The sequence below is a fragment of the Micromonospora sp. WMMC415 genome (assembly GCF_009707425.1).
Classification (GTDB): Bacteria; Actinomycetota; Actinomycetes; order Mycobacteriales; family Micromonosporaceae; genus Micromonospora.
The window spans coordinates 194,048-205,643 of record NZ_CP046104.1 but is presented as its reverse complement, the minus strand read 5'-3'; the positions used below and the strand labels follow the sequence as shown (position 1 = coordinate 205,643).

Below are 11,596 nucleotides of genomic sequence, written 5' to 3'. Positions count from 1 at the left end.
ATCATGGTCATCCTTCGCGTCCGCGTGCCCTGATCCGGGTGAGCCGGGACGCCTTCGGCAGGTCCAGCGGGGCGGTCCGGACCGGGGGGCGCGGTGGTGGTTCGTCCGGCACCGCCGGGTGGCGGTCATCGCGCCGGGGTCCGACGTCCTCGGCGGCGTACCGGGTGGCGGCGGGAGGGGTCTCCCGTGGCGTGGGGGGCCGCGGCGACGGCGAGATCACCTGACACGCGGCGAGTGCCGCCCCGACGGCGGTCGTGTGGTGGGGATCCGGTTCCACCTCGACCGGGATCCCGAGGGCGGCGGTGAGCAGGTCGGCGATCAGCGGGACCCGGGCGGAGCCCCCGGCTAGCAGGACACCGTCGAGCTGGGCCGGGGTCGGTCCGGCGGAGTGGACGGCGTGGAGCAGCAGGTCGACCGTCGCCCGGACGGCCGGCCGGATCATGGTCTCGAACTGCGGGCGGGTCACCGGCACCCGGCGGGTGCCGCCGGGTAGGGCCAGCAGCACGTCCACCTCGTCGCCCAGGCTGAGGCCACGCCTGGCCAGTTCGCACTGCGGCAGCAGGGTACGCAGGACCACCGGCGCGTCGAGCGGGTCGACGGCGGCGAGGTCCCGGGCGAGCACGGTCCGTACGTGCTCGGCGAGCGCCTCGTCGAAGTCGACGCCGCCGACCGTGTCCAGCGCCTGCGGGCGGCCGAACGTCTCGTACGTGCCGTACGGCGTCCGCCGCACCAGCGCCGCTTCGAACGTCTCGCCGCCGAGGGCGTAGACGGCGGCCGTCCCGTCCACGACGCCGCGGGCGGCGTGGCTCTCCGCCACGGTCACCGCGCGGGGCAGCAACGTCACGTGGTGCAGGCCGACCTCCCGCAGCGCCCACTGCAGCAGGTCCCGTCGGTGCGGGCCCCAGCTCGACGGGTGGCTGAACACCAGCGCCTCCGCGGGCCCGCCCTCCGCGCCGGCCACCTGGTCGACCACCCACGCCGCGAGCGCGGCGGTCAGCGTGTGCGGGGGCCACGCCTCGCCGCCGAGGAGCAGGGGCACCTCGTCGCCGACCCGGCGCAGGAAACACCGTGCGGTGCGGCCGGGGTCCGGCGGGTCGGGTTCACCGACGGTGAGCGTTCCGTCGACCGACACGTGCAGCACCGACGGCACGGTCGTCGACCTGCCGTCCAGGACGACCGTCTCCGGGCGGGCCCACGTCGCGCCCTGCCGCCGGGCGACCGCGGCGACTGTGTTCGTGTTTCCGATGTCTATCCCCAGGACGTACGACATTCGCTTCTTTCCGGCGCGAGCTGGCCCGGCCGACAGCGACGGTGCCCGTGCACCGGACGGCCCACCCCGGTGACCTCCCGGGGGCTCCTACGTTCGTACCAGAGATCACTCCGGCGTCGAGACCCTAACTCTGGCCGTCCCGGATCCCCCATTCCCCCTAACGGAGGAGCGTCGGCGCCCCCCGCGCCGCGGGCCCGGTTGCGGGCCGGTCCCCGATGTGCCACGCCGGCTTCCGTCCATATCGTCGCTGCCGGCGAACGATCGCTGGACCGCTACGTCGAGGAGAACGGGCCCATGGACTCGCACCAGACCCTGCACGATTTCGTACTCAACCTGCTCACCGACCCCGACGCCCGGGCGGCCTTCGACCTGGACCCGGAGGGTGCGCTGCAGGCTGCGGGCCTCACCGACATCACCGCCGCCGACGTCCAGGACGTGGTGCCGCTGGTGGTGGACTACGCCCCGGTGCAGGGTCTGGTGCCGCTCGCGATGACGACCGAGCAGCTCGGGGTCGACCCGCTGGTGACCGACGCGACCGACGTGGTCGGCCAGTTGCAGGCCGTGACGCAGCAGATCAGCGTCGGCACCTCGTACAACGGCGTGGACGTCAAGGCGGGTGTCCTCGGCGCCATCGCGGTCGACCCGGCCACCGTGTCCGCCGGCGTGAACGTGCTGCCCGGGATCGGCCTGGGCGTGGGGCCGACCGGCCTCACCACCGACCTGACCGGCGTGCACGACGTGACGCACACCCTGGACGCCGACGTCGTCGGCGCCGTGGACACCGTCGCGGACCCGGTCGTCGGGGACGCCACGGGCACCGTGGGCGGCGTCGACGGCACTCTCGGCACCGCCGAGTACGGGCAGTACGGCGACGGGCTGCTCGGCGGCGACCTGGGCGTCCTTCCCGGCACCCAGGCGCAGATCGACGGCGTCGTCGGGTCGCTCGGCGTCGACGACACCCTGGAGGGGCTCGGCGTGGACCGCGCCGTGTCCGGCGTGGTGTCGTCGGTCGACGTTCCGTCCACCGTGGGCGGTGTCGCACAGCCGGTGGACGGTGTCCTGTTTGGGGCCACCGGCACCGTGGGTGGCGTGACCGACGGTGTCGGCCTGAACCTGCGGAGTGACGGGGACGCGACCGGCGGCGCGAGCGCCTCCGGCAACGGCGGCCTGCTGGACATCACCGGTGGGCTGCTCTGACCGCACCTCGCGGGAGGGGAACGGAGGGCCGGGTCACCCATCCCGGCCCGGCCCTCCACCCGGCCCTATCCGATCCCTCTTGATAATTACGTTTAAATCAGCACACTTGTTGCGTGGTCGCGGGGATCTGGCTGGACATCCTGGACGAGATCGGCCGTACGTGTCAGGCGTACGGCCGGGGTGACCTGCTCCAGACGGTGCGCCGGAAGCGGGTCCAGTTGCTGGATCCGACGCTTCGCGTGCTGGTCGTCGGTGAGCCGAAGCAGGGCAAGAGCCAACTCGTCAACGCCATCGTCAACGCTCCGGTGTGCCCCGTCGGCGACGGTGCCACGACCGTCCTGCCGACCATGGTGGGGTACGCGGAGGCGCCGGTGGCGACGGTGGTCGAGGATCCCGCCCCCGTGCGGCCGGCGGTCGGTCCCGTACCGGCGAACGCCGAGCGGACGCCGGTGCCGCTGGACCGGATCGCCGCCGGGGTTGCCGGCACGTTCGGCCGGCACGCCGGAAGCGGGCCCGCGCACGTCGAGATCGGACTGCCGCGCGCCCTGCTCAAGGCGGGACTGGTGCTGGTGGACACGCCCGGCACCGACGAGGTGACCGCGATCGGCGCGGGCGTCCCGGCTGCCACGCTGGCCCGGGCCGACACCGTGCTCCTGGTCTCCGACTCGACCCGGGAGCTGTCCGTCGCCGAACTCAACATGCTGCTGCACGTCACCCGGTCGCATCCGAACGTGGTGGTGATCCAGACCCGGACGGATCTGGTGCCGGACTGGCGTGCCGTCGCCGAGCGGAACCGGAAGCACCTGGCGGAGGCCGGCGTCCCGGCGCCGCTGATCCCCGTCTCGGCCGCGTTGCGCCTGCGGGCCGCCGCCACCGACGACCACGCCCTCAACGCCGAGTCCGGCTTTCCGGCGCTGATCGCCCGGCTGCGACGGGACCTGGCCGGCAAGCCGGACCCGCTGGCCCGCGCGGCGGTCGGCCTGACCGCGCGTACGGTCCTGGAACAGCTCGCCGCGCCGCTGCGCGCGGAACTGGAGAGCCGGGAGGCCGAGAAGGACACCGGGCCGATCTCCCGGCTGCACGCCGCCCAGCGTGAGGTGGACGAGCTGCGCCGGTGCTCCACGCGATGGCAGAACACGCTCGCCGACGAGATGACCGATCTCATCTCCGACCTCGAGTACGACCTGCGTGACCGCACCCGCGAAATCCTGCGTACGGTCGACGAGGCGTTCGACTCCGCCGACCCCCTGACCGCCTGGGACACCTTCCAGGAGTGGCTGGACCGCAGCCTCGTCGAGGCGGCGGAGTCGAACCGGGAGTGGCTCGTCCAGCGCTGCGACTGGGTCGCCCGCCGCGTGGCGGCCCACTTCGCCCGGTACGGCCACGACGTTCTGCCGCCCTGGTCCGCCGTGGTGCCGGAGCACCTCGCGGAACGGCTCCCCGAGATGGAGCGTCCCCGGGTCGACCGGTTCACCGCCACCCAGAAGGTCATGACGGGGATGAAGGGCTCGTACGGCGGCCTGCTGATGTTCGGCCTGGCGTTGACGCTGGCCGGGATGCCGATGATCAACCCGGTTTCGATCGGCGCCGGTGCGCTGTTCGGTGGCAAGAGCATCCACGACGAGAGCCGGCAACTGCTCCGCCGCCGCCAGTCCACCGTCAAGGCCGCCGTGCAGCGGCACGTCGACGACTTCTTCGTCCGCGCCACCCGGGACCGCCGCGACACCGCCCGCCAGGTGCAGCGGATGCTGCGGGACCACTTCGCCGTCCTGACCGAGGAGCTCCAGGAGGGAATCATCCGCTCGCTTCGGAGCGCCAAGGCGGCGGCCGACACCGACGCGGCGGCCCGCGACCAGCGGCAGCGCGAGATCCGGCTGAAGATCACCCGGCTGGCCGCGCTCTACGAGCAGGCCCAGCAGCTCGCCGTGGGGCGGCCGGCCTCCGTACCACTGGAAAACCTGACGTGACGGCCGCGACCACCCTGGTGGAGGAGGTGTGGGGTCTCCTGCACCGCGCGCTCCAGCTCTACCGGGACGACCCCCGGGCAACCGGCCGCCTGCGCGGCGAGCTGGCCCGGTTGGAGCAGCCGTTGCGGGTGGCGATCGCCGGGCCGTGGCGGTCCGGCCGGTCCACGCTCCTCAACGCGATCATGGGCGAGGAGGTCGCGCCCGTCGAGGGAGCGGACGGCGACACCTTCTTCACCTGGTACGAGGACGGCGACCGCCCGCGCGCCACCGCGTACCCGACCGGCCATCCGCCGCGGGACCTGACCGTCGTCAAGTCCGCGACCGGGATGCGGGTGGACCTGGTCGGCTGGCGGGCGGGGGAGCTGCGGGACATCGTGGTCCGCTGGCCCACCCGGGCGCTGCGGCAGCTCACCCTGATCGACACGCCGCCGGTAACCGGTCCGGACGAGCACGGTCGGGCGACGGTGCTGGACCGGGTGCTGCGCGACGCCGACGCGGTGCTCTACCTGACCCGCGACGGGCGCGCCTCCGACCTGCGCGTGCTGACCGCCGCCCGGGAGAGCGCCACCGGGCAGGTCGCCCCGGTGAACATGATGCTGGTGCTGTCCCGTGCCGACGAGGTCGGCGGCGGACGCGTCGACGCGTTGCTGACCGCCCGCCAGCTGGCCCGGCGGATGCACCGGGACCCGGCGGTCGGGGCGCTGTCCCTGACCGTGCTGGCCTGCAGCGGTCTGGTCGGGCTGGCCGGGCGGCTGCTCACCGGGTCCGAGTTCGCCGCGCTGGCGGAGTTGGCCCGCGTTCCACGGCCCGAGCTGGAGGCGTACCTGCTCTCCGCCGAGCGGTTCCTCCGCGGGGAGCCGCCGGCACGCGTGGACGCCGCGCAGCGCGCCGCGCTGCTGGACCGCTTGGGGCTCTTCGGGGTCCGGCTGGCGACGACCCTGGTACGTACGGGTTGCGACAGCCGGACCAAGCTGTCCGGGGAGCTGATCCGGCGTAGCGGCCTGACCGAGCTGCGGGAGTCCGTGAGCCGGCTCTTCATCGACCGGCAGGAGACGCTGAAGGCGCGCTCGGCGCTGGTCGGGCTGGAGGAGGTGCTGCGGGACGAGCCGGGTCCCGGTACCGCTGAGCTGCTCGGCTCGACCGAGCGGATTCTCGCCGGGGCGCACGAGTTCCAGGAGTTGCGCCTGCTCGCGGCGCTGCGCGGCGCCGGGCTCGGCTTCGACACGGAACTGGCCGCGGAGGCGCGTCGGCTGGTGGGCGGCGACGGAGTCGGGCTGGCCGCCCGGCTCGGCTTCGAGCACGACGCACCGGCCCACCAGCTCTGGCAGGCCGCGGCCGACGCGCAGTGGCGATGGCGGGACCGGGCGGAGGATCCGCTGCTCCGCCTGCCGCAGCGGCGTGGCGCCGAGGTCGTCGTACGGAGCTGCGAGGGGATGTTGGCGACCCTGGCCGCCGGCGGCCGGTGATCCTCGCCTGGCGTGACGAGGAACGGCCGGGCCCATGCGGGCCCGGCCGTCGTCGGTGCGTGGATCAGTGCTTGTGCTCGGCGAGCTTCTTGCGGACGTCGTCCATGTCGAGCCCCTCGACCTGCTCGATCAGGTTCTCCAGGGCCGACTCGGGGAGCGCACCCGGCTGCGCGAAGACGATGACGCCGTCGCGGATCGCCATGATGGTCGGGATGGACCGGATGTCGAACTTCGCGGCCAGCTCCTGCTGGGCCTCGGTGTCGACCTTCCCGAAGACGAGGTCGGGGTGCTTGTCCGAGGAGCGCTCGTAGACCGGGGCGAACCGCTTGCAGGGGCCGCACCAGTCGGCCCAGAAGTCGACCAGCACGATGCCGTCGCGGCTGGTCACCTCGTCGAAGTTTGCCGTGGTCAGCTCAACGGTTGCCATGGGAATCTCTCCGATCACCGCGGAATAGCTACGTCTGGTGGAACCAGGGCGTACCTCGTCGAATTCCCGGTCCAGAGGGGCTGAAACGGCTCGGGAAGGCGCGGGCGGGGTGGATCACCATCATCGACCGCCGTCGGTGGCGGGTGAGTGTGCGTAGCGCAAGTGCATGCCGCACTTGCGTGACGAGGGGTAATGGGAGCGTTTCCATGGAGATCGCGGCCGGTGGCTGTTACGAATCGGTAACTTGAGGCCTGACATGCTGGTACCCAGCGCCAGAGATCGCTCCCACAACTGATCTCGATGACCGAGAGTAGTGTTACAAAAGGATAAATGTGATCCCCGTCTCTGTCCGTTGGATGGTCGGGTGGGGCAGAATCTCTCGCATCAGAGCGTGGGCGGCGGGTGCCGGGGAGGGCCCCGCCGCTCATTGCGTCTCCCCCCAGGTCGCCGCCGTGTGACATTTCCCGGCCGCCACCGCCCCGCTCCTCGCCTTAACACCCGATAAGGCATGCTGTGCCGAACTCCATCGCCGCCCGTCGAAGGGGACAAGGATGCAGTTCGGCCGCTACTACGAGGAGTTCGAGGTCGGCGCGGTCTACCGGCACTGGCCGGGCAAGACGGTCACCGAGTACGACGACCACCTCTTCTGCCTGCTCACCATGAACCACCACCCGCTGCACATGGACGCCCACTACGCCGAGACGTCCAGCCAGTTCAAGCGGAACGTGGTGGTGGGCAATTACATCTACTCGCTCCTCCTCGGCATGTCGGTCCCGGACGTCAGCGGCAAGGCGATCGCGAACCTGGAGATCGAGTCCCTGCGCCACGTGGCCCCCACGTTCCACGGCGACACGATCTACGGCGAGACCACCGTGCTGGACAAGCGGGAGTCGTCCTCCAAGCCGGACCGCGGCGTGGTGGCCGTGGAGACCCGCGGCTACAACCAGGACGGCACGCTGGTGTGCGTCTTCCGGCGCAAGGTCATGGTGCCGAAGAAGGAGTACGCCGCGGCCGCGGTACCCGAGGGCGTCGACCCGGAGCGGCCGAGCTTCCCCGAGCCGCGCTGAGACAGGCGGCCGAGCTTCCCCGAGCCGTGCTGAGACAGGCGTACCGGGTCGGGCCGGGCGCGTGACGCCGCCCGGCCCGGCGGCCTATTCCGGCGTTTGCGCATGGAAGGGGCCCTGTCCGGTGAACCGGGGCATATGCTGACGCCGGAGGTCCCCATGAGCCACTCCGTCGCCGGAGAGCCGTCCTCTGCCGGCCGTCGTGCCGTACCGCTGACCACCGCCGTCTACTCCACCGCCGAGTGGGAGCTGCTCACCACCCTGCCCGGCCGCGTCGTGGTAGCCGCCGCCGCCCCGGGCCCGGGGCGCCCCGGACGCGGGGTCACCGCCGGGCTGGCCGGGCTCGACGCCGTCGCGGCCGGTCGGGCGTTCGACAGCGACCTGGTCCGTGCCGTGGTGGCCGCGATCTACGCCCGCCACGACGGCGCGTCGCCGTCGGCCGGCCGGTTCGCCGACCTGGGGTCCTTGTCGACGGCGCCGCCCGGGGCGACGACGCAGGCCCTGGTGGACCTGCTGGCCGCCGCCCGGGCCGCGGCCCGGGTGCTCCAGCGGCGCGCCGACCCGGCCGACTCGGCCGCGTACCGCCAGTGGGTGCAGTCGGTCGCGGCCCGCGTGTGCCGGGCGGAGCCGGGCGGGGACCGCTTCCCCGGTGCCGCCGACCGCCGGTTCCTCGACCGGCTCGGCGACGCGCTGGGCCTGCGCTGACCCGTCCCGGCGGTGGTCGTAACGTCTTATGACCGTGACCGGTGAACAGCTCGACGTCGGTGTGGGCCCGTGGGAGGGCGACCCGCCGGACGACCCGCGGTACGACCCGGAACTGCTCGCCACCGGCGACCGGCGCAACGTGGTCGACCGGTACCGCTACTGGCGGCGGGAGGCGGTGGTGGCGGACCTCGACCGGCGCCGGCACGACTTCCATGTGGCGATCGAGAACTGGCAGCACGACCTCAACATCGGCACGGTGGTCCGCAACGCCAACGCGTTCCTCGCCGCCGAGGTCCACATCGTCGGCCGGCGCCGGTGGAACCGGCGGGGCGCGATGGTGACCGACCGCTACCAGCACGTACGGCACCACGAGACGATCGAGGACTTCGTGGCCTGGGCGGCCGGCGAGGGGCTGCCCGTGGTGGGCATCGACAACCTGCCCGGATCCCGGCCACTGGAGACCACGACGCTGCCCCGGCGCTGCGTACTGCTGTTCGGCCAGGAGGGGCCGGGTCTCTCCGACGCCGCCCGCGCAGCCTGTGACGAGCTCTTCTCGATCGCCCAGTACGGCTCTACCCGGTCGATCAACGCCGGCGTGGCCAGCGGCATCGCCATGCACGCCTGGGTCCGCGCGTACGGCGGACCGCCGCCAGCCTGAGCGGTCGGCACCAGGTGAACGGAAATGCCCGCTCCGCTTGACGGGGTCGCTCCACGGGGTGACCGTGGGGTGGTGAGCGTCGCGGTGAGTTGTCCCCGGTGCGGCGGCGAGGTCCGGCCGCCGGACCTCATGCACTCCGAGTCGCGATGCCTCCTGTGCGGGCCGGTCCCGCCGCTGCACGTGCCGGAGCACATCGGGGCGGAGATCGTCGCCAGCGTCGTCGACCGCGTCACCGCCGCCGCCGACCCGCCGCAACGGCCGGCGGTCCCGCTCTGGTGCCCGTGGCCGCTGCCACCGGGATGGACGATGACCGGTGTGGCGTACGCCGGTGACGACCGGACCGGGGTGCGCGCCACGGCGATCGCCTGCGCCGGGCCCGAGCCGCTCGGCGGCGGCCCGGCGGACCTGGTCTTCGTGGCCGAGGAGCCGGGCGTCGGGCTGGGGACACGCTTCGCCGGCATCACCGGGCCCGACCCGGGTCCGCAGCTCGCGGAGGCGCTGACCGATCCGGGGCCGGGGCATCCGGAGCACCACGGCCAGGCCAGGATCCGGGTGGGCGGCCACCCCACTCCACTGTGGCTGGTGAGCTCGCCGACAGATCGAAGCGCGTACGCCGGCGAAGCTCGGGGAATGTGGCTGCATGCGATAGCCTGGCCGGCGAGTGCGGGTCATCTGCTCGCCGAGGACGTCATCCTGTGCGACCTCACCGAGTGGATGCCACCCGAACTCGTCTACGGCGCACCATCTCCGTATCTGCACGGGAAGGCTTGACAAGTCACCCGGAATGTCGGAGAACGGACGCAGGAATAACTGTACGACACGACGCTGATACTCTGAGTGCCGCTTCGGTAGACGGACCCGGCGCCGCGCGAGAGGATGGCCCGCCATGGTCAAGAAGGTCCTCACCTGGGCTGGTATCGCATTCTTGATCTTCTTCATCGCCTACCGGCCAAACTCCGCCGCCGACGTCTTCAAGTCCCTGGGCGGCGGCATCGTGGACATCGCCCAGGGGTTCGGCGACTTCTTCACCAACCTCGTCGCCTAGCCGTCGATGGGCAGCCCCTCCGGTCCCCCCTTCGACCCCGACGACCCAGACCGGGAGCGCCGGGAGCGAGACACGGAGCCCATCCCCCGCATCGGCCCGGACGACGGGCCGGGCTACGGCTCCGGTCCGGGCCTGTCCGACGGCCCTTCCCTTTCGGACGACGCCGGCTTCGGTGACGGTCCGGGCTACGCGGGTGAGGGGCGGTCGGGCCGGGCGTGGATCCGTGATCCCGAAGCCGGCTACCAGCCGCCCCAGATCTCCGAGGACGAGCTGGCCGGTCTGCGGGCGGACGCGGCCGGCATGGCACCGCGCCGGGTGCTGCCCCTGGAGGACGAGCCGAGTTCCCTCGTCGCCCGCTACCTGTTCCCCACCGAGCGGTACCGGGGCGAGTGGAAGCGGCACTGGATCCACCTCGCGACGCCGCTGCTCATCGGCATCGCCGCCACCTTCGTGCTCGGCTACCTCTCCGGCTTCCTCGCCGGGCAGGACGTGGGCGCCCTCACCACCGTCGCGGTGCTGCTCTGGTTCGCGGTGATGGGCTGGGTGGCGTGGAAGGTCGCCGACTGGTGGTACGACCGCTTCATCCTGACCAACAAGCGGGTGATGGTGGTCAACGGCATCATCACCCGGCGGGTGGCCATGATGCCCCTGGTCCGGGTCACCGACATGAAGTACGAGCAGACGCCGGCCGGGCGTGCGCTCAACTACGGCACGTTCGTGCTGGAGTCCGCCGGCCAGGAGCAGGCGCTGCGCGAGATCAAGAACCTGCCCAACCCGAACGAGCTCTACCTGCGTGTCGTCGAGGAGATGTACGAGCCGCAGGCGGTCGAGGCGCGGCTGGGCAAGGAAGCGGACGAGGCCAAGGCCGACGACGGCGCCTGAAAGTTTTTGTCCGAACATCGGATCAACGGCACACCATTTTCCGTGGGAGCCTGCCAGGCAGGACGGGGTACGGAGGTGGACGGTGGCGAGCAGGGACCCGCGGGAGGAGGAGTTCCGCGAGTTCGTCGCGGCCCGCTCGGGCGCGCTGCTGCGGACCGCGTACCTGCTCGCCGGTGACTGGGCCACCGCGGAGGATTTGCTCCAGACCGCGCTGACCAAGACGTACCTGGCCTGGAAGCGGCTGGGCGGGATCGAGGCCGTCGAACCGTACGCCCGGCGCGTGATGATCAACACCTCGACCAGCTGGTGGCGGCGGCGGTGGCACGGTGAACGCCCGACCGATGTGCTGCCCGAGCGGGCCGGGGTCGACGAGATCGAGCGGCAGCTTGACCGGGACCTGCTCTGGCGGCACCTGAGCGCCCTCCCGGCCCGGCAGCGCGCGGTGCTGGTGCTGCGGTTCTACGAGGACATGTCCGAGGCCCAGACCGCCGCCCTGCTCGACATCTCGCCCGGCACGGTCAAGAGCCAGACCTCCCGTGCCCTGACGACCCTGCGGCGGCGGATGGGAGTCGACGCCGCCGACCTTCCCGCCGAGCCGGCGTCGCTGCGGCAGCGGTCCACCCGTACCCCGGCACCTGTCGGCGTGCCGGCCCCGCGCACCGGCGTGCCGGCCCCGCGCACCGGCGTGCCGGCCCCGCGCACCGGCGTGCCGGCCCCGCGCACCGGCGTGCCGGCCCGTCCGGTCGACGAGCGGCCGGGTGAGCCGACGGTCATCGGCGGGACAGCACCCGTCCCGCCAGCGGTGACCGAGGAGCCGCCGGTGCCGGTGGGAGCACCGACCGGCCGCCGTGCGGGCGCCGGCGCGCCGCGCACGGAGGACCGGTGAGCGCAGCCCGTCCTCGTGACAACCGGACC

At 72.6% G+C, this 11,596-nt stretch carries 12 protein-coding genes; 10 read left to right on the top strand and 2 right to left on the bottom strand.

What is annotated here, in order from left to right; all coding sequences use genetic code 11:
- Positions 1-7: 7 nt before the first annotated feature.
- On the bottom strand, positions 8-1,270 hold the full coding sequence (locus tag GKC29_RS00985) for an Hsp70 family protein (protein ID WP_155329020.1): 1,263 nt from the start codon (positions 1,268-1,270) through the stop codon (positions 8-10).
- A 294-nt stretch (positions 1,271-1,564) separates the two neighbouring features.
- On the opposite strand from GKC29_RS00985, the gene GKC29_RS29745 reads away from it, so the two are divergent.
- From GKC29_RS29745 to GKC29_RS00970, 3 genes are all read left to right on the top strand, one after another.
- The gene (locus tag GKC29_RS29745; RefSeq protein ID WP_155329019.1) at positions 1,565-2,467 is read left to right on the top strand and encodes an IniB N-terminal domain-containing protein; all 903 of its coding nucleotides are present in this window, start codon (positions 1,565-1,567) and stop codon (positions 2,465-2,467) included.
- Positions 2,468-2,580: 113 nt separating this feature from the next.
- A complete protein-coding gene (locus tag GKC29_RS00975; RefSeq protein ID WP_155329018.1) occupies positions 2,581-4,434 on the top strand; it encodes a dynamin family protein in 1,854 nt (617 codons plus the stop codon).
- Complete coding sequence (locus tag GKC29_RS00970; protein WP_155329017.1) at positions 4,431-5,900, top strand: GTPase domain-containing protein; 1,470 nt, start codon at positions 4,431-4,433, stop codon at positions 5,898-5,900. The genes GKC29_RS00975 and GKC29_RS00970 overlap by 4 nt, the downstream gene beginning before the upstream one ends.
- Before the next feature lie 64 nt (positions 5,901-5,964).
- On the opposite strand, the gene trxA is transcribed toward GKC29_RS00970, so the two are convergent.
- Entirely contained in the window at positions 5,965-6,327 is a 363-nt protein-coding gene (gene trxA, locus GKC29_RS00965; RefSeq protein ID WP_155329016.1) for a thioredoxin, read from the bottom strand.
- A 551-nt stretch (positions 6,328-6,878) separates the two neighbouring features.
- On the opposite strand from trxA, the gene GKC29_RS00960 reads away from it, so the two are divergent.
- From GKC29_RS00960 to GKC29_RS29740, 7 genes are all read left to right on the top strand, one after another.
- Positions 6,879-7,394 carry a MaoC family dehydratase gene (locus tag GKC29_RS00960; protein ID WP_155329015.1) on the top strand — a complete coding sequence of 172 codons (516 nt, stop codon included), beginning with the start codon at positions 6,879-6,881 and terminating at the stop codon, positions 7,392-7,394.
- Between the two features lie 135 nt (positions 7,395-7,529).
- Entirely contained in the window at positions 7,530-8,096 is a 567-nt protein-coding gene (locus tag GKC29_RS00955; RefSeq protein ID WP_196255779.1) for a hypothetical protein, read from the top strand.
- Positions 8,097-8,130: 34 nt separating this feature from the next.
- Entirely contained in the window at positions 8,131-8,754 is a 624-nt protein-coding gene (locus GKC29_RS00950) for an RNA methyltransferase (protein WP_155329013.1), read from the top strand.
- 72 nt (positions 8,755-8,826) lie between these two features.
- Positions 8,827-9,525, top strand: coding sequence for a DUF6758 family protein (locus GKC29_RS00945; protein ID WP_370463291.1), 699 nt, complete (start codon positions 8,827-8,829; stop codon positions 9,523-9,525).
- A gap of 115 nt (positions 9,526-9,640) precedes the next feature.
- Positions 9,641-9,799 (top strand): hypothetical protein, encoded by a 159-nt coding sequence (locus tag GKC29_RS29435; protein WP_168004014.1) that lies wholly within the window; start codon positions 9,641-9,643, stop codon positions 9,797-9,799.
- A gap of 6 nt (positions 9,800-9,805) precedes the next feature.
- On the top strand, positions 9,806-10,681 hold the full coding sequence (locus tag GKC29_RS00940) for a PH domain-containing protein (RefSeq protein ID WP_155329012.1): 876 nt from the start codon (positions 9,806-9,808) through the stop codon (positions 10,679-10,681).
- Between the two features lie 82 nt (positions 10,682-10,763).
- The gene (locus GKC29_RS29740) at positions 10,764-11,567 is read left to right on the top strand and encodes a SigE family RNA polymerase sigma factor (RefSeq protein WP_230688868.1); all 804 of its coding nucleotides are present in this window, start codon (positions 10,764-10,766) and stop codon (positions 11,565-11,567) included.
- Positions 11,568-11,596 lie beyond the last annotated feature (29 nt).

Bases quoted from the DNA above. Each gene is read 5' to 3' on its own strand.
- GKC29_RS00985 (WP_155329020.1), bottom strand. From the start codon at position 1,270: ATGTCGTACGTCCTGGGGATAGACATCGGAAACACGAACACAGTCGCC.
- GKC29_RS29745 (WP_155329019.1), top strand. From the start codon at position 1,565: ATGGACTCGCACCAGACCCTGCACGATTTCGTACTCAACCTGCTCACC.
- trxA (WP_155329016.1), bottom strand. From the start codon at position 6,327: ATGGCAACCGTTGAGCTGACCACGGCAAACTTCGACGAGGTGACCAGC.
- GKC29_RS00960 (WP_155329015.1), top strand. From the start codon at position 6,879: ATGCAGTTCGGCCGCTACTACGAGGAGTTCGAGGTCGGCGCGGTCTAC.
- GKC29_RS00955 (WP_196255779.1), top strand. From the start codon at position 7,530: ATGCTGACGCCGGAGGTCCCCATGAGCCACTCCGTCGCCGGAGAGCCG.
- GKC29_RS29435 (WP_168004014.1), top strand. From the start codon at position 9,641: ATGGTCAAGAAGGTCCTCACCTGGGCTGGTATCGCATTCTTGATCTTC.
- GKC29_RS00940 (WP_155329012.1), top strand. From the start codon at position 9,806: ATGGGCAGCCCCTCCGGTCCCCCCTTCGACCCCGACGACCCAGACCGG.